Consider the following 25,153-nt stretch of genomic DNA (forward strand, 5'->3'; position numbering starts at 1 on the left):
TGGTCAGCTCCGTACCTGGATCAGCGCGTGGGTGCCAGCGGTACGCCAGTGGCGCTCACGCGCGTCCAGCGCGGCCTCGGTGTCCGCGTCGAGGCCGGTGATGACGTCCGACTTCAGGGTGCGCAGGGCGGCCACCGGACCGGGGAAGTACGCGGTGCGGTCGGCGAACGGGGTGGTCGGGGACCACAGCTGGTCGCCGACGAGGCGGCGGTAGTTCAGGTCGCCCTTCAGCACGGTGACGGTGGCCTCCGCGAACTCCCGCCGCAGACCGTCCGGCATCTGGGCGTACGGCAGCGGCGCGCAGAAGAAGTCGTGCGCCCGGACAGTGAGCCGCCCGTCCGCCATCGCCGCCCACAGCCGCGCCCCGGCCTCGCCCGCCGCGCCCTCGGCACGCGCCAGCTGGCGCAGACAGTCGACGACGTCGGCGGTGGTGGCGTCGGACACGTAGTACGGGTACGGCTTCACCTGCAGGACGACCCGCTCGGCGCGCCCGTGGCGGAGCAGATGGTCGATGAGGACCAGGTCGGGGAGGAGTTCGCGGCCCGCGTTGTCGGCGACCAGGCACACCGTGGCCGGGGCACCGGCGGGCAGCAGCCGCCACAGCGCCGCCGACTCGTCGGCCACCAGCGGTTCCGCCTCGGACGACGCGGCGCCGCCGGAGGTGACGTGGAAGCCGAGGTCCGCGCGGTTGCCCCAGAGCGCCCCGTGCAGCAGCGCGTCCCCCGCCTCGTCGGCGGAGCGGTCCAGGATCTGGTCGAGCGCGGTCAGTTCCCGGGCGGTCTCGGGGGTGTCCAGCTCGGCCTGTTTGAAGGGCCGGAACGGGTCGATGCCCTGCCAGGGCCCGTCGCCGAAGTAGCCGACGGCATCCAGGAGTCGGCGGTAGAAGTAGCTCTCGATCCAGAGGAAGGGGACGTCGAACCACGAGCGGCCGACGTAGTCCCGCCCCCAGCTCTGCCACCGGTCGTGGTCGTGCGCGCCCGGGTCGAGCGGGGTGATGACGCCCTCGGCGTGCTCGTGGCGCAGGGCGTCGAGTGCGCGGTGCTGGTCGGGTCCGTACGGGAAGGCGTCCCGTACCTTCTCGATGAGCGCCGGATGCCGCTCGGTCAGCACACTCCGGGCGAACGATCCGGGTTCGTCACCGAGGATCACGGGCGCGTCGGCGGGTTCGGACATGGCAGCCAGGGTTTCACACCGGGGCGGGGGATCCGCTACCAGTGCGCGGGGCGCGTCAGGGCGGACGGCAGCCGGGTGGCGGCGTCGCCCCGGGCGGCGTTCAGCTGGGCCTGGGTGAGGAAGAGGGCGCCGGTCAGATCGGCACCGCCGAGGGAGGCGTCGCGGAGGTCGGCCCCGATCAGATCGGCGGCGCTCAGGTCGGCGCCGGTCAGGTCGGCCGCGATGAGCAGGGCCCCGCGCAGGCTCGCGCCGCGCAGATCGGCGCCCCGGAGCCGGGCCCCGATGAGATCGGCTCCCCGGTGGTTCTTCGCCTTGCCCCGGCGCCCGGTCCGGGCCCGGGCCCGGGCCAGTTCGCTCGTCCGCAGCAGCAGCGCGTTGACACCGTCCCGGTGGGCGGCCACGTCCAGGGCGAGGATGTCGTCGGCGCCGCCCTCGGTCAGCTGCTCGGTGGTACGGAGCGCCTCGCGCAGCTCGCCGTGGAGCGGGCGGGCCGCGGGGAGGGTGAGGGCTTCGGTGAGGTACCAGAGGAGTTCATGGAGCTGCCGCATCACGGGGAGGACGGCGAACATGGAGGACGCGGTCCCCGGGTGCGCCCGCCAGTCGCGGCCCTCGAACGTGGTCTGCGAGACCTTCTGCCCGGCGCCGAAGCAGTCGAAGACGGTGCAGCCCGCGAAGCCCTTCTCGCGCAGCTGGGAGTGGATACCGCAGCGGAAGTCGGTCCGCAGGTTGTGGCAGGGCTGCCCGGCCGCCTTGTCGACGGCGAAGTCGGCCGAGGCCGCGAAGGGCAGGGCCACACAGCACAGCCCGAAACAGTTGGCGCAGTCGGCCCGCAGATCGGGGCGGACCGCGTCGGATATCGGGGCTTCGGCTCCGGCTGACACCGTGTGTACTCCCAAGGGGGACGCGCGCCGCCCTGGTCCCGGCGGCGCTGTTGCGAGTTCCCATGGTCCCAGACGCGGCGGTCCGATCAGCCCGGGACGATCAGGTCGATGCCGTACGCGGCGACCGCCAGGCAGGCGGCGAAGCACACCACCGCGACGGCCGCGGCCCCCTTCCCCCTGCCCCGGGTCGGCGCGGCCGCCCAGCCCCGGTCCGGGGCCCGGCCGTCGAGGTCACCCGCGCCGGGGGTCTCGCCCGAGGCGCGGGCCCAGGCGGCGATGCCGAGCGAGAACATCACGACCACCACGACGGTGATCCCCAGGCTGACTCCGAAGACCCCTCCGAGGATGCCCCACTCGACGTCCATCGCGCCCGCCTCCTTCGCCGCGCCGTCCCTGATCAGGGCTAAGAAGTCCGTGGTCCCGGGTCATGCCGCCGGGCGCACGGAGTGCTCCGGGCGTTCGGCGGCGGGCAGCTCGTTGACGTTGTCCGAGTTGACCGGGCGGCGGCGGGAGAGCGCGTAGAAGGCCGCGGCCGCCACCACCGCGATGCTCGCCACCAGGGCCACGCCCGCGTCGCCCCGGTCGGCGACCCAGGCCGCGACGCCTCCCACGGCCGCCGCCGCGGGCAGGGTGAGCAGCCAGGAGACCGCGATCCGCCCGGCGATCCCCCAGCGCACCTGGGCCAGCTTGCGGCCGAGCCCGGCGCCCAGAATGCTGCCCGTGCAGACCTGGGTGGTGGACAGCGCGAAACCCATATGGGACGAGGACAGGATGACCGCGGTGGCGCTGGTCTCGGCCGCGAACCCCTGCGGGGTCTGGATGTCGGTCAGCCCCCGGCCCATGGTCCGGATGATCCGCCACCCCCCGGCGTACGTGCCCAGGGAGATCGCGAGCCCCGCGGTCAGCACCACCCACCACGGCGGCCCGCTGCCATGGCCGAGCACCCCGGCGGAGATGAGGGACAGGGTGATGACACCCATCGTCTTCTGCGCGTCATTGGTCCCGTGGGCCAGGGCCACCAGGGACGCCGATCCGACCTGGCCCGCGCGGAAGCCCGTGCGGACCGCCCCGCGCGCGGCGCGGCGGGTGATCACGTAGGCCAGATACGTGGCGAGCGTGGCCACCACGCAGGCCACCAGCGGGGAGGCGATCGCCGGGATCACGATCTTTTCGAGGATCTCGGCGAACCGCACCGCTGATCCCCCCGCCCCTACCCACACCGCCCCGATCAGCCCGCCGAAGAGGGCGTGGGAGGAGCTGGAGGGCAGCCCGACGAGCCAGGTGATCAGATTCCACAGGATCGCCCCCACCAGCCCCGCGAAGATCATCGCCAAGGAGACCCGGCCATCGTCCACGATGCCGTTGGAGATCGTCTTGGCCACTTCGGTGGACAGGAACGCACCCGCCAGGTTCAGCACTCCGGCGACGGTGACGGCGATCCGGGGGGACAGCGCGCCGGTGGCGATGGAGGTGGCCATGGAGTTGGCCGTGTCATGGAATCCGTTGGTGAAGTCGAAGGCCAGCGCCGTGATGATCACTACGATGAGCAGGAAGGAGACGGACCCCATCCGGACCTCCCCGCACCGGGGTTCCGCGCCGCCGCACCGAACCGTCCGCGAATTCGCTGCCTCTCCCAAGCTAAGGGCGAGTTCACCGGCCCGCCAGCGCACCCCCGCGCAAGCCGACCCGGGCCGGGAGCACCGCCGCCGCCACTCCCAGCAGCAGACATCCGCCGGCCGCGACCGCCACCCACGGCCAGGCCACCTCCAGTGCGACCGGGACACCGAGGGCGGTGCCCAGCCCGTGGACCATGCCGAGCAGGACGGGCGCGGCCACCGCCACCCCCAGGGCCGCGCCGAGGGCCACGACGCAGACCGTCTCGCCCGCGACGGCCAGCAGCACCTGTCGGCGGGTCGCGCCGGACAGCCGCAAGGTGTGCAGGTCGCGGGCCCGGTCCACGGTGGCGGCGAGCAGCGTGGCGGCGACGGCGATCGCGGTGTACCCCGAGGTCATGGCGGTCAGGATCAGGGTGAAGATACGGACCAGCCGGTCGTCCTCGGCGTCGGCCACGGCCGCGTACTCCGCCACCGGCACCTCGCGCACGCCCAGTCCGGGCGCGGGCCGGGCCGGTGGGCCGCCGGTGCGGTAGACGACGTCGGCCAGCGCCGAGGGATCGTGGGCACGCACCAGCTCGCGCGGGAGGAAGAGCTGGTACGGCAGGGAGTCGTCCGCCACCGCGAGGACCCGCAGCCGTACCGTACGGCCGTCCTCGAAGGTCAGCGCGGCGGTCCGGCCCGGGCGCCAGCCGTGGGCCACGGCCACGGCCCGGGTGACGACGGCCGTCCGGGCCCGTGGCGCGGGCGTCCCGTATACGCGGCCGAAGCCGGGCGACACCCCGGCCGCCGACAGCGCCGGGCCGCCCTGGCCGCCGTAGACCGTGGTCGACAGCAGAGCCGTCCCCCGGACCCCGGCGGCCGCCGCGTCCGACAGGCCCGGTGTGCCGCTGGGGGCGACCGCCGCCTCGGCCCGCACCGCAGCGGCCCGCCCGGCGGCATCGGCGGCCGCGGTGGTCTGCACCGCGCTGGTGATCAGCGTGGCGAAGGCGACGGTGGCCAGTACGGGAGCGACGGTCGCGGAGGTACGGCGGACGGCGGTGACCATGTTCGCGCGGACCAGCAGGGCGACGGCCCCCGGGCGGCGGGCCAGCGGCCGGGTCAGCGCCCCGGCCACCGGGCCGACCAGTGCCGGGATGAGCAGGGTGAGGCCGGTGGTCAGCCCCATCGCGGCGCCCAGGCACAGCAGCACCATGGCGTCGGGCCCCGCGAAGGCGGTGCCGACCGCGCACGCCAGGCCCAGCGCCGTGGCCACCGCCCCGGTGACCCACCGGCGCCGGGTCATCGGGCGGCTGTCCACCTCCGCCTCGCGCATCGCCTCCAGCGGTGCGATCCGCGCCGCCCGCCGCGACGCCGACCAGACCCCGGCCAGCGCCACCAGCAGACCCAGCGCGAAGGCCGCGGCGAGCACCCAGGCCCGCGTCCGGACCTCGAACCCGGGCGGCTGGAACCCCGCGTCGACGAACACCCCGGCCAGCGGGGACGCGAGCAGAGCGCCCAGCGGCGCGCCCGCCGCGCCGCCGATGGCGCCCACCGTGAGCGCCTCCCCGTACAGCAGGCGACGCAGCTGGCGCGGGGTGGCGCCGATGGTGCGCAGCAGGCCGAGGTCACGCCGCCGCTGGGCGACGGTGAACGCGAAGCCCGAGGACACGACGAGAACGGTGACGAACGCGGAGAGCGCGGTCATGGCGGTGAGGACCTGGGCGCCGATCCAGCGGGTCATCTCGTCCTGCGGAGGGGCCAGTTCGTCGCGGGCGGCCCCGCGCAGCACCGTACCCGCGCCGCCGACGGTCCCGCGCGCGGCGGCCGCGACCGCACCGGCGTCGGCGCCGGGCTTCAGGACCAGTCCGATCGTCCTGACCCCGCCCGCGAGTTCGGCGGCCCGGTGGCCGGTGGTCCAGTAGCCGGGGCCGTCCATCGTCCCGGACACGGTGAAGCGCCCCGGTCCGCGCGCGGTGAGCACCGTGATCCGGTCGCCGGGCGCGTGCCGGAGGGCCCGGTCCACGACGATGTCGTCGTCGGCCACCGGTGGGCCGCCCGCGCGGAGTCCGTACGAGGCGAGCGCCGCACTCGGCCAGCCGTGGCCCTGCCGCTCCCCCGCCCGCTGCCGGGTGCCGGTCGCCTGGGCGTAGAAGGACCGGTCGGCGACCGCCGCCGCGACGCCGGGGAGGTCCGCCAGGGCGCGCCGCAGCCGCTCGGCCCGCTCCGGGGCCCACGGCGGGTTCTGCGCGAACACCCCGCTGGTCCGGGCCCCTTCGGGGCTGCGTACCAGCACCGGCGCCCCCGCCAGCCGCTCGGGCACTCCGGGGCCGCCGGACAGCAGGATCAGCGCGCTCAGTGTGATCACCGCGACGCCCATCGCCGTGGTCACGAAGGCGCCCAGGAAGGAGGTCCAGCGCTCACGCACCGTCGCCATCGCGATCATTACCGCACCTCCAGGGCGGCGGTCCGTGCCGCGATCGCCTCCGCGCCAGCCGTATCCGGCAGTTCGCCCGCGAGCCGCCCGTCCGAGAGCAGCACCACCCGGTCCGCGTAGGCGGCCGCCATCGGATCGTGGGTGACCATGACCACCGTCTGGCCCTGGGCGTCGACCAGTTCGCGCAGCATCCGCAGCACCGTCCGGGAGGTCCGGGTGTCGAGCGCCCCGGTCGGCTCGTCGGCGAAGAGGACGGCGGGCCGCGTGATCAGCGCCCTCGCGATCGCGACCCGCTGCCGCTGTCCGCCCGACAGTTCGCCCGGCCGGTGCCCGGCCCGGTCCGCGAGGCCGACCCGGGCCAGCGCCTCGGCCACCTCGTCCCCGGCGGGGCGGCGCCCGGCCAGCCGCAGCGGCAGTTCGGCGTTCTGGGCCGCGGTCAGCGCCGAGACGAGGTTGAAGGACTGGAAGACGAAGCCGACCCGGTCCCGGCGCAGCAGCGTCAGCGCGTTCTCGTCGAGCCCGCCCAGCTCCGTACCGTCGATCAGCACCTCCCCGGACGTGGGCCGTTCGATGCCCGCCGCGCAGTGCAGCAGGGTGGACTTGCCGGAGCCGGAGGGGCCCATGACGGCGGTCATGGTGCCCGCGCCGAAGCCGATCGTCACCGCGTCGAGGGCGGTGACGGCGTGTTCTCCGGTGCCATGGCGTCTGGTCACCGAGCGCAGTTCGACCGGGGCGGTGACCCGGGCGATGGGTGTCGTGGTCATGGGTCCAGCCAACTCGTCCGCAGGGCACGGCACATGGGCGCGAGGGCGAGTACGCGTACTCCACCTGGCACTACCGCCAAGAGGCCGCGGCCCCGCTACCGTCGGATCCCGTGTTCCCCCGTATCCCTTCCACGGTCCTCACCCGCGGCCCGCGCGGGCCGCTGCGCACCGGCCGCCCCTGGCGAGCGGTGGGCTATCTGCTGTCCGGCGGGCTGTTCGCGGCCGTCGTCTACGTCGGGCTGGGCGGACTTCTCGCGGCGCCCATCGGGCTGGTGGCCCGGGTGGTCTGCGGGCTTCTGATCGTGGCCTTCGCGGTCGCGCTCGCGGGTCCGTTCGAGCACCGTCGGCTCGCCCTCGTCGTACCCGGTCTGCCGCGCCCGCCGGACACCTGGCGGACGGTCGGCTACGGCGCGGTCTCCGTCCTGGCCGTCGGCTGGGCCGACCTCGCCGTCGTCCTGGTGTCCCTGGGCATCCCCGGTGGGCTGCTCCTCACCCCCTTCCAGCCGACCGCCACGCCCTGGCAGACGGTCGCGGGCCCGGTGGCGGGCGCCCTGCTGCTGCCCGTGGCCGCCTGGCCCATCGGCGCGTGGGCCACGGCGCGCGCCACCGTCGCCCGGGCCGTGCTGGCTCCCGGGGACCACGAGCTGCGCGAGGTGGTGCGCTCCCGGGCCCGGCTGGTCGACGCCTTCGAGACCGAACGCCGCCGCATCGAGCGCGATCTGCACGACGGGGCACAGCAGCGGCTGGTGGCGCTCACCATGAAACTGGGCCTGGCCACCCTCGCCCTGCCGCCCGGCAGCGAGGCGGCGAAGGAGGTCGGGGAGGCGCACGGCCTGGCCAAGGAGGCGCTGGCCGAGTTGCGGGAGCTGATCCGCGGGGTCCATCCGCAGGTCCTCACCGAACGCGGGCTGCCCGCCGCCGTACGGGACATCGCGGGGCGCTCCCCGATCCCCGTCGACCTCGACATCGACCTTCCGGGGCGGCTGCCGCCCGCCGTGGAATCCACCGCGTACTTCGTGGCCGCCGAGGGCCTGAGCAACATGGCCAAGCACAGCGGTGCCGGACGTGGCCGGATCGCCGCCCGGCTCCACGACGGTGTGCTGTGCTTCGAGATCGAGGACGACGGGGTCGGCGGCGCCGCCCCCGGCCCCGGTACGGGACTTGTCGGGCTCGCCGACCGTATCGCCGCCGCGGACGGCAGAATGCTGCTGTCCAGCCCACCCGGCGGGCCCACCCTCCTGAGAGCGGAGATCCCGTGCCGTCCGTGCCACAGCCCCTCCGTATCGTGATCGCCGAGGACGCCGTCGTGCTGCGCGAGGGCCTGGTCCATCTGCTGGGCCGGTTCGGCCACCGGGTACCGGCCGCCGTCGGCGACGGCCCGGGACTGCTGGCGGCCGCCCGGGAGCACCGGCCGGACCTGGTCATCGCCGATGTGCGGATGCCGCCCGGCTTCACGGACGAGGGGCTGCGGGCGGCCCGCCAGCTCCAGGCCGGGCAGCCGGACCTGGCGGTCCTCGTGCTCAGCCAGTACGTCGAGCAGACCTTCGCCGAGGAGCTGCTGGAGGACCGCCGCGACGGCGCGGGCATGGGCTATCTCCTCAAGGAACGCATCGGTGACGTCGAGGAGTTCGCCGACGCCGTCGCCCGGGTCGCGGCGGGCGCCACCGTCGTCGACCCCGAGGTCGTGCGCCAGCTCCTCGCCCGCCGCCGCGATCCGCTGGCCCGGCTGACACCACGGGAGCGCGAGGTGCTGGCGCTGATGGCGGAGGGCCGGTCCAACGCGGCGATCGCCCGCCGTCTCGTCGTCACCGAGGCGGCCGTGGCCAAGCACATCGCGGGCATCCTGCTGAAGCTCGACCTGCCGCCCGACGCCCCCGACGACCACCGGCGGGTCCTGGCGGTGCTCGCCTATCTGCGTGCCTAGTACTCAGCCGCGGGTCAGGGACGGGCGGGTGTTCAGCGTCTCCACCTCGCTTCCGGTGGCGCGCCGATAGGTGTCGGTGATCCGGGCCAGCTCGCGTGGGCCGCTGCCGCCGTCGCGGTGCATCGCCCGGTTCGCCCGTACGACGGCGGCCGTCGCGTCGCGGCGGGCGGCCTCGTAGCGGGCCAGCCCGGTGCGTACCCCGTCCGGCCCGGAGAGTTCGTACGCCAGGACCCGGGCGTCGACGATGGCCTGGGACCCGCCGTTGGCACCCACCGGGTACATCGGGTGCGCGGCGTCGCCGAGGAGGGTGACCCGGCCGCTCCCCCAGGACGGCAGCGGGTCCCGGTCGGCCATCGGGTATTCCAGGATCTCGCCGCAGTCGGCCAGCAGGGCGGGCACATCGAGCCAGCCGAGTGTCCAGTGCGCGTAGTACGGCAGCACATCGGCCACCCTCCCGGCGCGGTTCCAGGCCGCGTCCCCGGGGAGCGGGCCCGGTTCGGCGAGCCTCACCAGGCACACCCAGTTGATCCGGTCGCGGCCGATCGGGTACGCGATCAGCTCGGCGTCCCCGTCGCTCACGATGGCCGCCGAGCGGCCGGTGAGGAACGGCGCGGCCTTCGTCGTACCCCGCCACATCCGCACGCCCGACCACAGCAACGGCCCGCCGTCCGGGTGGAGTTCGGCGCGCACCGCCGAGTGCAGCCCGTCGGCGCCGATGAGCGCCTCCGCTTCCTGTTCCCCGACCGTGCCGGTGGCGCGGTCGAGCACCCGCACCCGGACGGTCTCCCCCGGGCCGTGTCCGAAGCCCGTCACCCGCGCTCCGGTGCGGATCGCGCCGGGGCCCAGCCGGTCCCGGACCGCCGCGAGGAGCATCAGTTGCAGCTCCCCTCGGTGGATCGAGTACTGCGGCCAGCGGTAGCCCTGGGCCACGCCGCGCGGCTCGCTGAAGATCCGGTGGCCGCGCCGGTCGGCGTACACGTTCTCGGCGGTGGCCACGCCGAGGTCGGCGAGCGCGTCGCCGAGGCCGAGTTCGGTCAGCTCCCGTACGGCGTGGGGCAGCAGGTTGATGCCGACGCCGAGCGGGCGGATCTCCCGGGCGCTCTCCATGACGGTGGCCTCGATGCCCGCGGCGTGGAGGCTGAGCGCGGCGGTCAGCCCGCCGATGCCCGCTCCGGCGATGAGGACGCTCATCGCCCGGCCACGGGGCGGATCTCCGGGCGGTCGATGACGCGCAGCCAGCTGCCGTCCGGCTCACGGCGGACGACCTGCACCCGGCCGCCGGTGTTGTCGCCGGACGGGGTCGAGGTGAGGGCGAGGTCGCCGTAGTGGACGGTGGGCAGCGGCTCCTCCAGCCGGAAGGGTTCCGTCGTGTGGTCGAGCAGGGCCTGGCACACGGCGCGGATGCCCTCCCGGCCGACGGTCACGGACCCCGGCGGGTACGCGAGCACCGCGTCGGGTGCGTACAGCTCTGCCATGCCCTCGGCGTCACCGGCGTTGGCGCGCTCGACGAACAGCCGGGTCAAGTCCTCGGGGATGGTGGCGCGTTCGCGCGTCGTCCCTGTCATGTCGGGCCCTCCTGTGTCCTTCTGTGTCCTGCTCCGCTGTGTCCTGCTCTGTGTGTCCTGCTTCCACTGTCCGGCCGCCGGGATCAGAAGTCCAAGAGATGGTAGGTCTGGTTGCTAGAATCATTGCTTATGGAACTGCGTCAGCTCGCGTACTTCGTGGCGGTGGCCGAGGAGCGGAACTTCACCCGGGCCGCCGAGCGGGAGCATGTGGCCCAGCCCGGGGTGAGCGCCCAGATCCGGCGGCTGGAGCGAGAGCTGGGCCAGGAGCTGCTGGACCGCTCGGGCCGCTCGGTGCGGCTGACCGAGGCGGGCGAGGCCGTCCTGCCGTACGCGCGGGCGGCGCTGGCGGCGGTGGAGGGCGCGCGGCAAGCGGTGGACGAGCTGACCGGGCTGCTGCGGGGGCAGGTGGCCGTGGGCACGGTGACGTCGCACACCGCCGATCTGCCGGACCTGCTGGCCGAGTTCCACGACGCCCACCCGGCGGTGGAGATCACCTTGTCCGAGGCCAACTCGGACCAGCTCCTGGAGGGCCTGCGGACGGGGCGGCTCGACGCGGCGATCGTCAGCGTCGGCAGACACACGCCGCCCGGGATCGAGATGCAGGTGCTCACCGACCAGCCGATCGTCGCGGCGGTCGGACACGGCCATGAGCTGGCCGTGCACTCCGCCATCTCACTGGACACCCTGCGCGGGCGGCCCCTGATCAGCCTGCCGCCCGGTACGGGGCTGCGCACCCGGCTCGACGAGGCGTGCGCGGCCGCCGGGTTCGCGCCGCACATCGCCTTCGAGGCGAGCGATCCGGAGGTGCTCGCCCAGTTCGCCGAGCGGGGACTTGGCGCGGCGATCCTGCCCGGTTCGTTCGCCGAGGCGCGGGCGGACCGGCTGCGGACGGTCCGCATCACGCGGCCGTCGATGCGCGGGCGGCTGGTGTTCGCGTGGCGGGCGGGCGGCCCGAGCGGTCCGGCCGGGCGCGCCCTGGTCGCCCGCGCCCGCCCCACGCTGGCCGAGCGCGCCCGCCGCGTACTGGACGACCAGGCCCCCGCAGCCCATTGACAGCGGTGAACGGCGGATCCCATCATTGGCCCATGATCAGGAACTGGTTCGAGACGACGGGACACCTTCGCGCCCCGGATCGGACCGGCTGTGAGCGCTCGGGCCTCTAGTCGGCCTTCCCCGGCCCTCGTGAGAGCCGTCACGTGCCGCCAGGCCCGCGCCCGGACTGCTTCCTGACACTCCCGGACCCGCTGACGCCGTCGAGCGCACGTCCACGATGATCCGTACCGCATCCCGCCGGGGCTCCCCCGTGCGCGGCGCGAGGGCTTCTCTGCCATCCGTCCCCGCGGCTCCACCGCCGCCGTGTCACGCATGAGGAGAACACCATGACCGTCATCGACACTCCGCCGAACCCGCCGGTGCTGCGCGACGCGCGCATCCCCTCGGGCGGCCTGTACGAGGGACCGCGCACGCTGCGCCGGGTGCCCGAGGGGTGGCAGGACCGCCCGTACGAGCGCTTCGAGCTGGTGCCCCAGGGGCGCGTCATCGGGGCCGAGATCCGCGGGGCGGACCTCTCCCGGCCGCTGGATCCGGGGCTGCGCGAGGAGCTGAACCGCGCCCTGCTGGAGTGGAAGGTGCTCTTCTTCCGCGGCGCCCACCTCACCTCCGCGCAGCAGCGCGGCTTCGCCCGGCACTGGGGTGCGCTGGAGACCAACCCCCTGCTGGTCAGCGGTTCGAGCGAGGACGTGGTCCGCTTCGACAAGAGCGAGGGCGCGCCCGTCACCTTCGAGAACGTGTGGCACGCCGATGTCACCTTCCGGGAGCGGCCCGCGCTCGGCGCCGTGCTCCAGCTGCGCGAGGTCCCGCCCGTCGGCGGGGACACCATGTGGGCGGACATGGCCGCCGCGTACGACAACCTGCCCCAGGAGGTGCGGGACCGGATCGACGGCGCCACTGCCGTGCACGACTTCATCCCCGGCTTCTCCCGCTTCTTCGGCCCCGAGCGGCTCGCCCCGTTCCAGGACGTGTTCCCGCCCGTCGAGCACCCGGTGGTGCGCGTCCACCCGGAGACCGGGCGGCGGATGCTCTTCGTGAACACCTCCTTCACCACCCGGATCACCGGCCTGGACCGGGAGGAGAGCGACCGGCTGCTGGCCTATCTGTGCCGTCAGGCGCAGGTCCCGGAGTACCAGGTGCGCTTCCGGTGGCAGCCCGGCGACGTGGCGTTCTGGGACAACCGCGCCACCCAGCACTACGCGGTCAACGACTACGCGCCGCACCCGCGCGTGGCCGAGCGGGTGGCCATCGAGGGGGACCGCCCCTTCTGACGGATGCCGGGATATCGCCGCAGCCATGGCCAAGGGTGAGGTATACCGTTACCGAGGCAACGAGTTGACGGTCCGCACGGGCCGAACGGTCCGCACGGGCCGAACGGTCCGCACGGGCCGACGAGACAGAGGCCGGGCTGTGGCAGGGGGCCTCGGAGGTTACGGGTGCGATACCGGGTCCTTGGGGCACTTGAGCTGTGGGACGGGGAGCGATGGACGACCCTCGGCCCGGCGAAGTGGCGGATGCTGCTCGCGGTGCTGCTGTGCCACGCCAACCGGACCGTCCCGGCCGAACGGCTCCTGGACGAGCTGTGGGGCGAGGGCCAGGCACCGCAGAGCGCGGCCAAGTTGCTGCAGACGTATGTCTCGCGGCTCCGGCAGAGCCTCGGTGACGCCTCCGGTCAGGCCCTGATCACCGACAAGCAGGGCTACAAAGCACACGGCTACCGACTGGCCGTCGAGGCGGCCGACTTCGACGCGCACCGGTTCGAGCAGCTGGTCGAGGAGGGGCGGCGCGGACTGGACCGGGACGCCGAGTCCCCCGAGGACGCGGCCGAGCGGCTGCGCGAGGCGCTGGTGATGTGGCGGGGCACGCCGTACACGGACGTGCCCGCCACCCCGTCCGTGGAGGCGGAGACCACCCGGCTCGGGGAACTCCGGCTGCAGGCCGTGGACGCCCGTATCGACGCCGATCTGCGCTGCGGGCGGCACACCGACGTCCTGGGCGAGCTGGAGGCGCTGACCGCCGAGCATCCGTACCGCGAGGGGCTGCGCGGCCGTCTGATGCTGGCCCTCTACCGCTCCGGGCGGCAGGCCGACGCCCTGGCCGCCTACCGCGATCTGCACCGGCTGCTGGCCGAGGACCTCGGGGTGGAGCCGATTCCGCCGGTGCAGCGGCTCCAGCAGCAGATCCTCACCGCCGACGCCGCCCTGCTGGCGCCCCCGGCTCCCCGCAAGGAGGAGAAGCCCGCCACCCCGGCCATGCGACGCGCGGCCGCCCGGGGCCCTCGCCAACTGCCGCCCGCCAGCCAGGCGTTCACCGGCCGCCATGGCGAGGTGGCGGTGATCCAGGCGCTCCTCAATCAAAGCGACCAAGGCGATCAAGGCGCTCAAGGGGACGACGGAGACCACGAGGGCCGGGGAAACCCGGGCGACCAGAGCGGGCCCGTGGTGATCGCGGCCATCGACGGCACCGGCGGCGTCGGCAAGTCCACGCTGGCCATCCACGCCGCGCACCAGCTCGCCGAGCGGTTCCCGGACGGCCAGCTCTACGTCGATCTGCACGGCACCACCGCCGGGCTCTCACCCCTCGAACCGGCCGAAGTGCTGGGCCGGTTCCTGCGCGCCCTGGGCGTGGACGGGTCGAGCGTGCCGGGCGATACGGACGAGGCGTCGGCCCAGTTCCGCTCGCTGGTGGCGGGCCGTCGGCTGCTGGTCATCCTCGACAACGCCGCCTCCGTGGACCAGGTCCGCCCGCTGCTGCCCGCCGGGCCCGACTGCGCCGCGCTGGTCACCAGCCGCGAGATGCTGACCACCCTGGAGGGCGCCACCCATCTGCATCTGGACGTCCTCCCGCACGACCAGGCCGTGGCGCTGCTGGAGCGGATCGTCGGGGTGGAGCGGGTGCGGGCCGAGCGCGCGGAGGCCGAGGAGATCACCCGGCTGTGCGGCCGTCTGCCGCTGGCGCTGCGGATCGCGGGCGCCCGGCTGGCCGCCCGCCCGGCGTGGCCGCTGCGCACCCTGGTGGCCAAACTGACCGACGCCCGAGGCAGGCTGGACGAGCTGCGCTTCGGCGACCTGGCCGTGCGGACCAGCTTCGAGGTGAGCTACGACGCCTTCCGGCTCGGCGGACGCTCCGACGACGCGGACGCGGTACGCGCCTTCCGGCTGCTGAGCGTGGTGCCCGGGCAGGACGTGAGCGTGCCGGTGGCGGCCGCGCTGCTGGACCAGTCGGCCGACCGCACCGAGAACGCGCTGGAGCGGCTGGTCGACGCGCAGCTGCTGGAGAGCCCGGACTCGGTCCGGTACCACATGCACGATCTGCTCCGGCTGTTCGCCTCGGAACGGGCCGAGCAGGAGGAGCCCGAGGCCGAGCCCGCCGCGGCGCTGGAGCGGGCGATGTCGGCGTACGTGGCCACCACCCAGCGGGCGGTCGCCCTGCTCGACCCGCGCCGCCCCTGGCCCCGCCATCCGGTCGAGGGCACCGTGATCCCGCTGCGGGACCACACGGAGGCGGAGGCGTGGCTGAAGGCCGAGGCGGGCAATCTGGTGGCCGCCGTCGCCCACGCCGTCACCCAGTCCGACGCGCTCGCCCGGCTCGGCATCCGGCTGGCCCAGGCGCTGCAGTGGTTCCTGTATCCACGGGCGCACGCCCAGGACCTGCAGACGGTCAACGAGCTGGCGATCGGGGCCGCCCGGCGGCTGGGCGATCTGGAGAGCCAGGCGTGGGCGCTGGATCACCTCTCCGGCGCGCACTGGCTGCAGCACAGCTACGACGAGATGCGGGCCACCCTGGAATCGGCGCTGGAGATCTGGCGCGCCATCGGCCATCCGAGGGGCGAGCAGCGGTCGCTGTGCAACCTGGCCGACGCGCTGTCCGAACTGGGGCTGTTCGAGGAGGCCATCGCGGTGCAGCGGCGTCAGCTCGCACTGGCCCGGGACACCGGGGACCTCGCGGCCGAGGTGATCGGCCTGGGCAACCTGGGCCGCGCCCACCGCGGCCTCGGCCACTCCGAGGACGCCCTGACGTGTTTCAAGGAGAGCCTGGAGCACGCCCGGCGGACCGGCGACGTCCACCACCAGGGCTTCGCGATGTACGAGATCGGCATCACGTACATGGAGCAGGGCAAGTTCCCCGAGGGCCGGGCGCATCTGGACGAGGCGCTGCCGGTGTGGCAGCGGCCGGGTACGTACGAGAGCTGGCGCGGGCACACCTGGAGCGGGCTCTTCCCCGCCTGTATGACGCTGCAGATGGGCCCCGGCCCGCACTGAGGGCGGGGGCTTCGTCACCGCGGCACGGGAGCGCTGCGGCGCTACGGCTTGCGCGCCACCCCGCCGTACGCCCACACCCGGCTCGGGTCGTGTTCGGCACCGATGCCCGGACGCCAGGCGGCCACCTGCACCAGCCCCGGGTCGAGCAGCTCAAGACCGTGGAAGAAGCCCATGATTCCGGCGTAGTCGCGCGGGGCCGCGGTCACCGGGCTGACGCTGAGCGGAGCCCAGTCCCGGTCGTCGGGGGTCTCGTCGGTGAAGTCGCCGGTGACATGGGACAGGATCAGACAGCTGCCGGGGGCGGCCCAGTCCATGAGCCGGGCGACGATGCCGTACGGATCGTCCTTGTCGTCGAGGTAGTCGAGGATGAAGGTGAGCACGATGCCCACCGGCTGCCCCGGGTCGAGCAGCCGGCGCACCTCGTCATGGGCCAGGATCTTCTCGGGCTCGCACAGATCGCCACTGATCATCGTGGTGCCGGGGACCGTCAGCCGGGCCTGGCCGTGGCTGGCCACGATCGGGTCGTTGTCGACGTAGACCACGCGGGACCGGGGATTGGCCGCCTGTGCGATCTCGTGCACGTTCGGGGTGGTGGGCAGGCCCGAGCCGATGTCCAGGAACTGGCTGATCCCGGCGTCGGCCAGTACGGCCATCGCCCGCTGCACGAAGCGGCGGTTGGACAGGGCGGTGTCCCGGATCTCCGGCGCGATCCGCAGGAACCGCTGGGCCTGTTCGTAGTCGGCGAGGTAGTTGTCCTTGCCGCCGACGAGGTAGTTGTACACCCGGGCCGGGTTCGCCCGGTGGCCGGGATGGCGGCCGTGGTCGGCCGAGCGCCAGTCCACCGTGGTGAGCCCGATGCCGGGCCCGCTGCTGTTCATCCGAGAATCCCCTGACCTCAAAACCGCGTCGCCTCTCCCGCTCGCCGGGTCCGTCACCGCGGATGCGGTGCCGGACCGGGACGCCAGGTGACCGTGTCGCTGGGTCCCGGTTCGGCCCAGGCGACCGGGGCCCGGGACCAGAGGTGGAACGGCAGGTCGACGTCGGCGGACACCCGGCTGAGCTGTCCCCAGGAGTACGCGTGGGAGTGGACCACCGCGGCCTGCAGCGCCGCTTCGAGGCAGGCGCGCGCGGTCCGCTCCGCACGGCAGGTGCCGCTCGGGCCGGAGCCCTCCACCCCGCCGGACACCTGATAGGTGCTCCAGGCGTAGAGGGCTTCGTCCTCGGTGCGGTGCGGTTGCTGCTGCTGGTCGACGTTCACGGGCCCTCTCCAGACGCGTCTCTACCGGCGGGGCTTGGCGATGCGTCCAGCATCGGAGAGGGCGGATTACCGGCGGTATAGCGGCGGTAGACCGGGATGCGACCGCGCTATACCCAACGCGGCGGCCGGTCACTGCTACGCGAGCCAGGACAGCACCTCGCGGTTGATCCGCTCGGGCTGCTCCAGGTGCAGGAAGTGGCCAGCGCCGTCGACGAGTTCGATCCGGGAGCCCGCCGGGAGGTGGTCCTTGGCGCTGTGGATCACATCGGAGCCGATGCAGCCGTCGTCGCTGCCGTGCAGGAAGAGGATCGGCCGCTCACCGGTGGCGGTGATCGCCGCCTGCTCCGCCGCGTAGGCCGGCACGTGGCGGGTCGGGTCGAACAGGGCCTTGTAGTAGCCGATCGCGGCGGCGAGGTGGGCCGGGTCCTTCAGGCTCTCCTTGACGTGCGCGATGTCCTGCGCGGAGTCGTCGTAACCGGGCGACCAGTCGCGCCACAGGCCGTCGATGAGCGCCATGTCATGGGCCGCGGCGGCCGCTTCGGCCAGCGGGGTCTGGAACAGGAAGATGTAGAAGGAGCGCTTGAACTGGCCGTAGTCGTAGCCGAAGAAGTCGGCCAGCACGCCGCCCAGCGGGGGCACGGACATCGTCACGGCGCGCCGCCAGCGCTCGGGGGCGTGGGCGGTGGCGCCGTAGGCGGCGATGGCACCCCAGTCGTGGCCGATGAGCACCGCGTCGCCGTCGGCGCCGAAGGCCTCGTGCAGGGCGTTGGCGTCGGAGGCGATGGCGCCCGCCTGGTAGGCGCCGTCGTCGGGTATGCCGGTGGGTGCGTACCCCCGCAGGAAGGGGGCGACGGCGTGGTAGCCCGCGTCCGCCAGGGCGGGCAGCAGGTGGCGCCAGGAGTACGCGGTGTCGGGGAAGCCATGCAGGCAGAGCGCCAGCGGGGCGTCCGCCGGGCCCGCTTCGAGATAGCCGAACTCGAGTCCATTCGCGGTAATGCTCTTGACCTCTGTCACGCTCAGCGATGCTAATTCACCGTCAGGAACACGTCCACGCACGCCAACGGGGGAATTCCGCACCACCCGATGATCCGGCTGCGCGGTGGCCGGGAGGGTGGCAGACTGCGCGCTGTGCCGTCCGGATCCACCAGACCGGGGTCGGGCACCTCCGCCTGACCGTCCGCCCGGCCCGAGGGAGGCCCCCATGATCAGCCCGAGCAGCCCCGTCGCGGACCACCATGAGGCCATGGAGCACCGCGGGTTCCTCTACCGCGACGAGGGGGAAGTGATCGATGTCTGCGTGCCCTTCCTGCGCGCGGGCCTGGAGGCCGACGACGCGGTGGCGGTGGTCGCGGCCAAGTCGAACATCGCGGCGCTGCGGGACGCCCTCGGACAGGACGCCCCGGCGGTGCAGTTCGAGGACGCGCTCAGCTGGTACCAGCACCCGGTGAAGACCATCGCCGCGTACGACTCCTTCGTGAAGGCCGAGTCACCGCGCCGGGTCCGGGTGATAGCCGAGCCGGTGTGGCAGGGGCGCACTCCGCTGGAGGTGGTGGAGTGGGCGCGCTACGAGTCGATCGTGAACGCGGCGTTCGCCCACTCCGGTGCCCGCGCCATCTGCTGTTACGACCGCCGTGTGCTGCACCCCGAGATCCTGACGTACGCGCGCCGGACCCACCCCGAGATCATCGACGGTCAGGGGCCCGAGGAGAGCCTGGACTACCTGGCCCCCGGCCCGTTCAGCGCCACCTGCGACCGCCGTGCGCTGCCGGCCACCCCTCGGACGGCCGACCGGCTGCCGGTCGAGGGGGCCGACCTGGACGCCGTACGGATCTTCATCGCCGAGCGGGGCGGTCGCCACGGCATGGGCCTGGAGGCCCTGCGCAACATGGTCGCCGCCGTCGCCGAGGTGGCGAACACCGCCCTGCGCCACGGCAGCGCACCGGCGGAGCTGCGGGTGTGGACCGAGGACGGCGATCTGGTCTGCGAGATCGCCGGGCCCGGCCACTGGTACCCGGACGCCCTGTGGGGTTTCACCCCGCCGGAGGGGTCGGAGACCGGGTTCGGGCTGTGGGGCGTGCGGATGCTGTGCGACGTCGTCCAGATGCAGGCGGACGCGGACGGCACTCTGATCAGGCTGCGGACCGGGCTGTGACCAGCGATTCACCTTCCTGATGCCGGGAGTTCCGGCACTCCGTGGTCGGCCAGTGGACCCACCTCGAGGCCTGCCGCACGGCACGCGGTGACCAGGTGCGGCAGGGCGGCCAGGGTGACGCGCCAGCAGCCGAGGGAGCCCGCCCGGTCGGTGTCGTGCAGCAGGACCGTGGCGCCGCCCTGGAGGCCGCCGCGCAGGGTGGCGAGCACCGAGGCCGGGGTGGCGTTCGGGGACCAGTCCCGCCCCCAGGCCGACCACAGGATGGGCCGCAGCCCGGCGCGTACGGCCGCGAGCCAGCGGCCACCGGTCAGGACGCCGTACGGGGGCCGGTACCACAGCGGTTCGGCTCCGGTGGCCAGCCGCACCGCCCGGGCGGCGGACGCGACCTCCGTGACGTCCCGGACCGGCCTCGGCAGCCAGGGGCGGCTGTGGGTCCAGCCGTGGACGGCGAGTTCATGGCCGCGGAGCGCGATCTCGCGGGTGGTGCGGGGGTAGCGCAGCACGCTCTCGCCCAGGACGAAGAACGTGGCGCTCACCGCCAGCTCGTCCAGGGCGTCCAGGAAGCGCGGGGTGGAGTGGGGGTCGGGGCCGTCGTCGAAGGTGAGGGCGATGTGGTTGGACCGGCCCCGCCCGGCCAGCGCGGGGAACAGGAGCCGCCGGGCACCCGGCAGCCAGGTGCCCGCCGGGACCAGATGCGCGGCCGCGGCCAGCACCGCCGCGTTCCGGGCCAGCGCACCGGTCCGGGCCGCCGCCCGCGCGCGCCCGGCGGTCATGACGGGCTCCCGCCGTCCGGGACGCGCCGTACCGTCGGCCCCACCGCCGTGCCCGAGGTGTCCGCGTCCCACCCCTCGGCCATGGCGGGCGACCGGGTGAGGCCGACGATCCCGGCCGCCATCAGGGCGATGCCGACGGCCTCGGGCAGCAGCCGCAGCCCCAGTTCGACGCGTTCACCGAACAGCACCCAGCCCAGGGCGATGCTCACCAGCGCGTCCCCGAGGGTCAGCGCGGGCTGAGAGGCGGCCAGCGTGCCCGCGCGCAGGGTGCTCTGGAGCAGCAGAAAGCTGCCCAGCCCCACCAGGCACACCGCGTACAGCGGCCAGCTCGTGAACACGGCGGCCACTCCCCCGCCGAAGCGGCCGGTGAACTCCTTGATGAGGGCCGCCGTGCACGCGAAGCCGACCGCGGTCGCGCAGCCGAGCGCCGCCGCCCGCGCCGCGCCCCGCAGCGCCCGCGCCACCAGGGCCAGGGCGCCCACGACGAGCACCAGCACCACCCCGGCGGGCAGCCAGAGCCCGTTCCGGGCCGTGTCCCGGCCGTGCGAGGGATCGGCCGCGACGAGGAAGAGCGCGAGCCCGGCGGCGAGCATCACGAACGCGAGCCAGGTCCGGCCGCCCGGCCACCGGTGGAACACCAGACTCCCCACCACCAGGGTGAACAGCAGCTCGCTGACCAGCAGCGGCTGTACGACGGAGAGCCGCCCGACCGCCAGCGCCCCCACCTGGGCCACCGCCGAGACCACCATCGCCGCGCCCCCGGCCAGCCAGTACGGGCGCCGCAGCAGCCGCGCCAGATGCCGCAGCGCCTGCCCCGGCCCGCCACCGGCCGCCGGAACCTCCCGCTCCTGGTCCATCGCGGCGCGCCGCTGCAGTACGGACGCCGCGCCGTTGCCCAGGGCGGACAGCAGCGCGAGGAGGACGGTCAGGGCGCCCATGTCACCCTCACCCGAAGCGGGCTGCCAGCCGGTGGTACAGCCCCGGGGCCGCGCCGCGCACCAGCACGGGCAGCCGCAGCCAGGCCGGTACGTACACCTCGTCCCGGCCGCGCGCGACGGCGTCCCACACGGCATCGGCGACCCGCTCGGGCGGCAGCGGGCGCGGCATCCGGCGGGTGTACGGGACGCCTCGGCGGGCGAAGAACGGGGTGTCCACCACGCCGGGGACCACATGGGTGACGCGTACGCCGCCCCGGCGCAGCTCGTCGCGCAGGGCGTCGGCGAAGACGCCGAGCGCCGCCTTGGCCGCGGAGTACACCGCCTCACCGCGCACCCCCAGGCTGCCCGCGACCGATCCGATGAGCACGATGTGGCCACGCCGCTCGGCCAGCATGTGCGGCAGGACCAGCCGTACGAGCCGCATGGTGGCGAGCAGGTCGACGCCCACCACCCGGTCGATGGCGGCGGGCGGCATCGCGCTGAAGGGACCGGCCCAGCCGATGCCCGCCCCCGCGACGAGCAGATCCACCCGCCCGGCAGTACGGAAGGCGGCCTCGACCAGGTCGCGGCCGCCCTCGGGAGTGGCCAGATCGGCGGGCAGGGCGACGGCCGAGGTGTGCGCGGCCACCCGGTCGAGCCGTTCCCGGTGGCGGCCGCTGACCAGCAGCCGCCATCCGCCGCCCGCCGCGAAGCGGTGCGCGACGGCGGCGCCGATCCCCGAGGACGCGCCGGTCACCAGCGCGACCCCGGGTTGGGCGGGGGCGGCCCCGGTGGCGGTGGACCCGGCCGGGTCACGCGCGGCTCCGGCTTGAGGCTGTGCGTCCGGCAGAGGGCGGGCCATGGCACCTTCCTGTCTCGCTGCCGACCGGCGGCATGAGCACCCACCGGCCGTCGAGCGCGCGGTTTGACGGCACGCGGAGCGGATACCTCCAGTGAGCCATGAGCGGCCGCGCCTCGCACCATCGGAGGTGATGATGCACCTGCCGTCGCAGCGTTTTCTCGTGGTGAGCGCCAGCATGGGAGCCGGTCATGACGCGGTGGCCGGGGAGCTGGCGCGCAGACTGGAGCGCGCGGGGCACCGGGCGGACCGGGTGGATGTGCTGGAGTTGCTGCCCGCCGGGATCGGCCCGGGGCTGCGCGTCTTCTACCGGGCGGCGGTCCGCCGGGCCCCGGCGGTCTACGCGGGCATCTACCGGGCGTTCTTCCAGTCCGGCCCAGACCCCGGGCCCGACCACGACCACGGCGGCGGGCCACGGCCCGGCACCGCGCCGCTGGCGGCGCTCGCCGAGGACCGGTTGCTGGCGCTGGCCGGGCGGCTGCGGCCGGACGCGGTGGTGCCTGTCTTCCACCTCGCCGCCCAGCTCACCGGCCGTCTGCGGGCGCGCGGGGCGCTGACCGTGCCGAGCGCGGTCGTGGTCACCGACTTCGCGGTGCACCGCCAGTGGCTGCACCCGGGCAACGATCTGCACCTGTGTGTCACGGAGGAGGCCGCCGAACGGGTACGGCGGGCCCTCGGCCGACCCGCGGTGGCCACGGGCCCGCTGGTGGCGGGGCGTTTCCTCGGCCCGGCGCCCGGGGCGGCGGGCTGGCGGCGCCGCTTCGAGCTGCACGCCCCCGGGCGGCCGCCGGTGGTCCTGTCCGCCGGGGCCTGGGGGGCCGGTACACGGCTGGCGGACACCGCGCGGCTGCTGTCCGCCGCGGGCTATCTGCCGGTGGCGCTGTGCGGCCGGGACGAACGGCTGCGCCACCGGCTGTCCCGGTGGCCGCAGGTGGTGGCTCTCGGCTGGGAACCGGATCTGCCCGGACTGCTGGGCGCCACACGGGCGCTGGTGGACAACGCGGCCGGACAGACCGCGCTGGAAGCACTGGCCACCGGAGTCCCGGTGGTGGGCTACCGCCCCATCCCGGGCCATGGGCGCGAAGGGGTCCGCCGGATGGCCGCCCTCGGTTTGACGGACCACGCGACGGACTCATGGGAACTGCTGCGCCTGCTCGACGCGCTCACCGCGGCGTCCGCGCTGCGCGAACGCCGTATCGCCGCGGGGCGACGGCTGTTCGCCACCGACCCCGCCGATGTCGCCGCCCGGCTGGCCGACATCGTGTCCGTGAGCGAATCCCACTGAAGGAGTGGCCGGACAGGAGTTGATGGACCGGAGTGGGTGGACCGCAGTTTCGGCGCGCACATGGCCGCCGACACATCCGGGTCCACCCTCCCCAAACGCCACTTCCGCCCCCGCTACCGCTGAGGTGGCGGCGCACTGACGGGAGAGCGGCGGTCAGCTGGTGGCCGCGGCCTCGTACAGGCCACGCCCGGAGCGCTTGGCGCGGTCCGTCGTGCGCAACCGCTCCAGCGTGTTGCGCACCGAGTTCACGTTGGTACGCGTCTCGTCGCGGCCCAGCGCGTCGTTGACCTCGGACGCGCGCATCGGACGGCCCGCCTTCTTCAGCGCACCGAGCACCGACTCGGCGAGCCCGGTGGAGCGCTCGGAGGAGGTGCCCGCCGCCTTGGCCGTCTTCTCGGTGGCCTTGGCCGTGGCCTTCTCGCTCGCCGGGGCGCTCTTCTCGGTGGCCTTGACCGCCTTGGTGGTGGCCTTGGCGGTGGCCTTGGCCACGGGCTTGGCGGTGGCGGTGTCCTTGGCCGCCGCCTTCTTGGCGGGCTTCTTCGCCGCGGTCTTCTTGCCCGCGGCCTTGGTGGCCGTCTTCGCGGCCCGGCCGCCGGTGGTGGACTTGGCGGCCTTGCTGCGCTGACGGCCGATGGCGGCCTTGCGCGTGGCGGCGGGGGTCCGGGTCGCCGGAGCCGCCTCGGCGGCCAGCTTCGGGTCGCCCTCGGCGGCCGCCTCCGTGGTGGTGGCGGTGTCCTTGGACACCGGCTTCGCCTGCGCGATGTCACCGTTGCCCGCCTGCGGGAGCGAGGTGGCTCCCGACAGGGCCTGAAGGCTGCTCAGAGCGGTGCTGACCACCTCCAACCGCTGCGTGACGGCGTCCAAATCACCCTTGAGGGCCTCCTGTTGCTTCTCCAGTTGCGGAAGCTCTGCCTTCAGTGCCTCGATCGTCGAGCCCACACTGTTGTCGGCACTCAGCGCGTTCACCATCACTTCGTCCCCTTTCTGGGCGTCTGCGCCCATCGTTGCTGCGATTATGCCTGCTGTTAGATGTGTGCGGTGCCCTGTGTGCCACCACGCAAAACAACCGGGACCGCCTTGACGGCTACGGAGCAGCCAACTTTCCATGAAGTCACGTGGCACGAACCCCCTCGTCAGACCATCCGTGTCATCCTCAGGAGTGGTGGCGCGCGTCATGATGACGACGCATCAGGCGCGAAAAACACCGCGCGCCCCCATGCCACCTCAGCGGGCTTTCGTCACCGGGGTGTTGAGGGAGAAACCGCCGCGTCGACGAGCGTGGTGAGCTGCCCTGGGGTCATGCTGCCCGGTGCGCGGCGCTCCCGGGCGCAGTTGCCCGCGATGCGTCCCAGCGTCTCGTTGACCGGGGCCGGGATGCCGTGTTCGCGTCCGAGCAGCACGATCTCCCCGTTGAGGTAGTCCGCCTCGATGGTGCCGGTCCCCCGGGTGAGGCTCTGCCACGAGGAGCCGCCACCGCGCTCCACACCGTCGGCCGGGCTCATCTCCACCTTTCCGGAGCGGAGCGCGGCCTGTTCGGCGGCGTCGGCGTGGGCGATGCCCGCGGCGTCGAGGACCGCGGCTCCCTCCGCCTTCGCCCGCGCGGCCAGCGCCTGGGCCTCGTCCCCGGTGAGCGGTCCGCAGATCGCCTCGACGGCGTTGGCCAGGTTGTTGATGAGCTTGGCGTACTTCCAACGCATCACGTCCGGTACGACCGGCGCGAGGAACACGGACTCCGCCAGGTCCGCGGACACCCGCCGGATGGTGTCGTCCTCCCCCGACGGATAGCGGCCCAGGCTGAGGACGCCGGTGTACGGGGCGCACGGCGCGGCGACCGCCCCCGGCTCCAGGTACGTCGAGGGCAGCCAGACGCAGACGCCGTAGACCCGGCGGAAGCGGCGCAGCGCCAACCGCTCGTTCTCCACGCCGTTCTGGGCGCAGAGCAGCGGCAGCCGCTCCCCCGCGGTGCCGCCGCCGGTGACCGGGCGCGGCGCCCAGGCGTCCAGCGCCGCCGCGCTGTCCTGGGTCTTCACGGCGAGGACGAGCACATCGCCGGGGCCCAGTTCGATGCCGTCGGGTCCCGTGACGGCGGGTGCCGGGACCTCATGGGTGGTCCCGGGTGCGGTGAAGCGCAGTCCGCGGTCGCGCAGCGCCTCGTAGTGCGCCCCGCGTGCCACCAGGACCACGTCGTGACCGGCGAGATGGAGCCGGGCGCCGATCGTGCCGCCGACCGCCCCCGCTCCGATGATGATGTAGCGCACCGG

23 protein-coding genes are annotated in these 25,153 nt (G+C 74.1%); 7 read left to right on the forward strand and 16 right to left on the reverse strand.

The features are described 5' to 3' along the window. Positions 1–3 precede the first annotated feature (3 nt). The 6 genes from ACFV9T_RS19600 to ACFV9T_RS19625 all read right to left on the reverse strand — a co-directional run bounded on the left by ACFV9T_RS19600 (position 4) and on the right by ACFV9T_RS19625 (position 6,847). On the reverse strand, positions 4–1,173 hold the full coding sequence (locus ACFV9T_RS19600) for a damage-control phosphatase ARMT1 family protein (RefSeq protein WP_385441889.1): 1,170 nt from the start codon (positions 1,171–1,173) through the stop codon (positions 4–6). Positions 1,174–1,208: 35 nt separating this feature from the next. Then, on the reverse strand, positions 1,209–2,054 hold the full coding sequence (locus ACFV9T_RS19605; RefSeq protein WP_385441891.1) for a pentapeptide repeat-containing protein: 846 nt from the start codon (positions 2,052–2,054) through the stop codon (positions 1,209–1,211). A gap of 86 nt (positions 2,055–2,140) precedes the next feature. Continuing rightward, entirely contained in the window at positions 2,141–2,419 is a 279-nt protein-coding gene (locus ACFV9T_RS19610) for a hypothetical protein (protein ID WP_385441892.1), read from the reverse strand. A 60-nt stretch (positions 2,420–2,479) separates the two neighbouring features. Beyond that, positions 2,480–3,622, reverse strand: a complete 1,143-nt coding sequence (locus ACFV9T_RS19615; RefSeq protein WP_385441894.1) for an anion permease — start codon at positions 3,620–3,622, stop codon at positions 2,480–2,482. 82 nt (positions 3,623–3,704) lie between these two features. Next, on the reverse strand, positions 3,705–6,092 hold the full coding sequence (locus ACFV9T_RS19620; RefSeq protein WP_385441896.1) for an FtsX-like permease family protein: 2,388 nt from the start codon (positions 6,090–6,092) through the stop codon (positions 3,705–3,707). Then, positions 6,092–6,847: an ABC transporter ATP-binding protein gene (locus ACFV9T_RS19625; RefSeq protein WP_385441898.1), complete on the reverse strand. Its 756-nt coding sequence runs from the start codon at positions 6,845–6,847 to the stop codon at positions 6,092–6,094. The genes ACFV9T_RS19620 and ACFV9T_RS19625 overlap by 1 nt, the downstream gene beginning before the upstream one ends. A 110-nt stretch (positions 6,848–6,957) precedes the next feature. On the opposite strand from ACFV9T_RS19625, the gene ACFV9T_RS19630 reads away from it, so the two are divergent. Both ACFV9T_RS19630 and ACFV9T_RS19635 read left to right on the forward strand, forming a co-directional pair. Beyond that, entirely contained in the window at positions 6,958–8,136 is a 1,179-nt protein-coding gene (locus ACFV9T_RS19630) for a sensor histidine kinase (RefSeq protein WP_385441900.1), read from the forward strand. Then, positions 8,112–8,771: a response regulator gene (locus ACFV9T_RS19635; protein WP_385441902.1), complete on the forward strand. Its 660-nt coding sequence runs from the start codon at positions 8,112–8,114 to the stop codon at positions 8,769–8,771. Before ACFV9T_RS19630 ends, ACFV9T_RS19635 begins: the two co-directional genes overlap by 25 nt. A gap of 3 nt (positions 8,772–8,774) precedes the next feature. Here the strand turns inward: ACFV9T_RS19635 and ACFV9T_RS19640 are convergent, their stop codons facing one another. Then, positions 8,775–9,962 carry a flavin-dependent oxidoreductase gene (locus ACFV9T_RS19640; protein ID WP_385441904.1) on the reverse strand — a complete coding sequence of 396 codons (1,188 nt, stop codon included), beginning with the start codon at positions 9,960–9,962 and terminating at the stop codon, positions 8,775–8,777. Next, positions 9,959–10,336: a YybH family protein gene (locus ACFV9T_RS19645; protein WP_385441906.1), complete on the reverse strand. Its 378-nt coding sequence runs from the start codon at positions 10,334–10,336 to the stop codon at positions 9,959–9,961. Before ACFV9T_RS19645 ends, ACFV9T_RS19640 begins: the two co-directional genes overlap by 4 nt. A gap of 129 nt (positions 10,337–10,465) precedes the next feature. On the opposite strand from ACFV9T_RS19645, the gene ACFV9T_RS19650 reads away from it, so the two are divergent. The 3 genes from ACFV9T_RS19650 (at position 10,466) to ACFV9T_RS19660 (ending at position 15,648) form a co-directional block, all read left to right on the forward strand. Further along, entirely contained in the window at positions 10,466–11,389 is a 924-nt protein-coding gene (locus ACFV9T_RS19650; RefSeq protein WP_385441907.1) for a LysR family transcriptional regulator, read from the forward strand. Positions 11,390–11,715: 326 nt separating this feature from the next. Then, on the forward strand, positions 11,716–12,657 hold the full coding sequence (locus ACFV9T_RS19655) for a TauD/TfdA dioxygenase family protein (RefSeq protein ID WP_385441909.1): 942 nt from the start codon (positions 11,716–11,718) through the stop codon (positions 12,655–12,657). 165 nt (positions 12,658–12,822) lie between these two features. Beyond that, complete coding sequence (locus tag ACFV9T_RS19660) at positions 12,823–15,648, forward strand: BTAD domain-containing putative transcriptional regulator (protein ID WP_385441911.1); 2,826 nt, start codon at positions 12,823–12,825, stop codon at positions 15,646–15,648. 41 nt (positions 15,649–15,689) lie between these two features. On the opposite strand, the gene ACFV9T_RS19665 is transcribed toward ACFV9T_RS19660, so the two are convergent. The 3 genes from ACFV9T_RS19665 to ACFV9T_RS19675 all read right to left on the reverse strand — a co-directional run bounded on the left by ACFV9T_RS19665 (position 15,690) and on the right by ACFV9T_RS19675 (position 17,920). After that, complete coding sequence (locus tag ACFV9T_RS19665; RefSeq protein ID WP_385441914.1) at positions 15,690–16,526, reverse strand: SAM-dependent methyltransferase; 837 nt, start codon at positions 16,524–16,526, stop codon at positions 15,690–15,692. Between the two features lie 53 nt (positions 16,527–16,579). Then, positions 16,580–16,906: a hypothetical protein gene (locus ACFV9T_RS19670; RefSeq protein WP_385441916.1), complete on the reverse strand. Its 327-nt coding sequence runs from the start codon at positions 16,904–16,906 to the stop codon at positions 16,580–16,582. A 135-nt stretch (positions 16,907–17,041) separates the two neighbouring features. Then, entirely contained in the window at positions 17,042–17,920 is an 879-nt protein-coding gene (locus ACFV9T_RS19675) for an alpha/beta fold hydrolase (RefSeq protein WP_385441919.1), read from the reverse strand. Positions 17,921–18,107: 187 nt separating this feature from the next. Here ACFV9T_RS19675 and ACFV9T_RS19680 point away from each other — a divergent pair, with 187 nt between their 5' ends. After that, on the forward strand, positions 18,108–19,058 hold the full coding sequence (locus ACFV9T_RS19680; RefSeq protein WP_385441921.1) for an anti-sigma factor RsbA family regulatory protein: 951 nt from the start codon (positions 18,108–18,110) through the stop codon (positions 19,056–19,058). Between the two features lie 8 nt (positions 19,059–19,066). On the opposite strand, the gene ACFV9T_RS19685 is transcribed toward ACFV9T_RS19680, so the two are convergent. The 3 genes from ACFV9T_RS19685 to ACFV9T_RS19695 are packed head-to-tail and all read right to left on the reverse strand — an operon-like array spanning position 19,067 to position 21,610. Then, positions 19,067–19,831, reverse strand: a complete 765-nt coding sequence (locus tag ACFV9T_RS19685) for a polysaccharide deacetylase family protein (RefSeq protein ID WP_385441922.1) — start codon at positions 19,829–19,831, stop codon at positions 19,067–19,069. Then, on the reverse strand, positions 19,828–20,769 hold the full coding sequence (locus ACFV9T_RS19690; protein WP_385441924.1) for a DMT family transporter: 942 nt from the start codon (positions 20,767–20,769) through the stop codon (positions 19,828–19,830). Before ACFV9T_RS19690 ends, ACFV9T_RS19685 begins: the two co-directional genes overlap by 4 nt. Before the next feature lie 7 nt (positions 20,770–20,776). Further along, positions 20,777–21,610 (reverse strand): SDR family NAD(P)-dependent oxidoreductase, encoded by an 834-nt coding sequence (locus tag ACFV9T_RS19695; RefSeq protein WP_385441925.1) that lies wholly within the window; start codon positions 21,608–21,610, stop codon positions 20,777–20,779. A 133-nt stretch (positions 21,611–21,743) separates the two neighbouring features. On the opposite strand from ACFV9T_RS19695, the gene ACFV9T_RS19700 reads away from it, so the two are divergent. Further along, positions 21,744–22,892: a galactosyldiacylglycerol synthase gene (locus ACFV9T_RS19700; RefSeq protein WP_385441992.1), complete on the forward strand. Its 1,149-nt coding sequence runs from the start codon at positions 21,744–21,746 to the stop codon at positions 22,890–22,892. Between the two features lie 153 nt (positions 22,893–23,045). On the opposite strand, the gene ACFV9T_RS19705 is transcribed toward ACFV9T_RS19700, so the two are convergent. Both ACFV9T_RS19705 and ACFV9T_RS19710 read right to left on the reverse strand, forming a co-directional pair. Beyond that, a complete protein-coding gene (locus tag ACFV9T_RS19705; protein WP_385441928.1) occupies positions 23,046–23,861 on the reverse strand; it encodes a prephenate dehydrogenase in 816 nt (271 codons plus the stop codon). Positions 23,862–24,130: 269 nt separating this feature from the next. After that, complete coding sequence (locus ACFV9T_RS19710) at positions 24,131–25,150, reverse strand: ketopantoate reductase family protein (protein ID WP_385441929.1); 1,020 nt, start codon at positions 25,148–25,150, stop codon at positions 24,131–24,133. Positions 25,151–25,153 lie beyond the last annotated feature (3 nt).

The sequence above is a fragment of the Streptomyces sp. NPDC059850 genome (assembly GCF_042731515.1).
Taxonomy (GTDB): Bacteria; Actinomycetota; Actinomycetes; order Streptomycetales; family Streptomycetaceae; genus Streptomyces.

Bases quoted from the DNA above. Each gene is read 5' to 3' on its own strand.
- ACFV9T_RS19695 (WP_385441925.1), bottom strand. From the start codon at position 21,610: ATGGCCCGCCCTCTGCCGGACGCACAGCCTCAAGCCGGAGCCGCGCGT.
- ACFV9T_RS19705 (WP_385441928.1), bottom strand. From the start codon at position 23,861: ATGGTGAACGCGCTGAGTGCCGACAACAGTGTGGGCTCGACGATCGAG.
- ACFV9T_RS19625 (WP_385441898.1), bottom strand. From the start codon at position 6,847: ATGACCACGACACCCATCGCCCGGGTCACCGCCCCGGTCGAACTGCGC.
- ACFV9T_RS19615 (WP_385441894.1), bottom strand. From the start codon at position 3,622: ATGGGGTCCGTCTCCTTCCTGCTCATCGTAGTGATCATCACGGCGCTG.
- ACFV9T_RS19610 (WP_385441892.1), bottom strand. From the start codon at position 2,419: ATGGACGTCGAGTGGGGCATCCTCGGAGGGGTCTTCGGAGTCAGCCTG.
- ACFV9T_RS19680 (WP_385441921.1), top strand. From the start codon at position 18,108: ATGATCAGCCCGAGCAGCCCCGTCGCGGACCACCATGAGGCCATGGAG.
- ACFV9T_RS19685 (WP_385441922.1), bottom strand. From the start codon at position 19,831: ATGACCGCCGGGCGCGCGCGGGCGGCGGCCCGGACCGGTGCGCTGGCC.
- ACFV9T_RS19640 (WP_385441904.1), bottom strand. From the start codon at position 9,962: ATGAGCGTCCTCATCGCCGGAGCGGGCATCGGCGGGCTGACCGCCGCG.
- ACFV9T_RS19650 (WP_385441907.1), top strand. From the start codon at position 10,466: ATGGAACTGCGTCAGCTCGCGTACTTCGTGGCGGTGGCCGAGGAGCGG.
- ACFV9T_RS19620 (WP_385441896.1), bottom strand. From the start codon at position 6,092: ATGATCGCGATGGCGACGGTGCGTGAGCGCTGGACCTCCTTCCTGGGC.
- ACFV9T_RS19665 (WP_385441914.1), bottom strand. From the start codon at position 16,526: ATGAACAGCAGCGGGCCCGGCATCGGGCTCACCACGGTGGACTGGCGC.
- ACFV9T_RS19655 (WP_385441909.1), top strand. From the start codon at position 11,716: ATGACCGTCATCGACACTCCGCCGAACCCGCCGGTGCTGCGCGACGCG.
- ACFV9T_RS19645 (WP_385441906.1), bottom strand. From the start codon at position 10,336: ATGACAGGGACGACGCGCGAACGCGCCACCATCCCCGAGGACTTGACC.
- ACFV9T_RS19700 (WP_385441992.1), top strand. From the start codon at position 21,744: ATGCACCTGCCGTCGCAGCGTTTTCTCGTGGTGAGCGCCAGCATGGGA.
- ACFV9T_RS19600 (WP_385441889.1), bottom strand. From the start codon at position 1,173: ATGTCCGAACCCGCCGACGCGCCCGTGATCCTCGGTGACGAACCCGGA.
- ACFV9T_RS19690 (WP_385441924.1), bottom strand. From the start codon at position 20,769: ATGGGCGCCCTGACCGTCCTCCTCGCGCTGCTGTCCGCCCTGGGCAAC.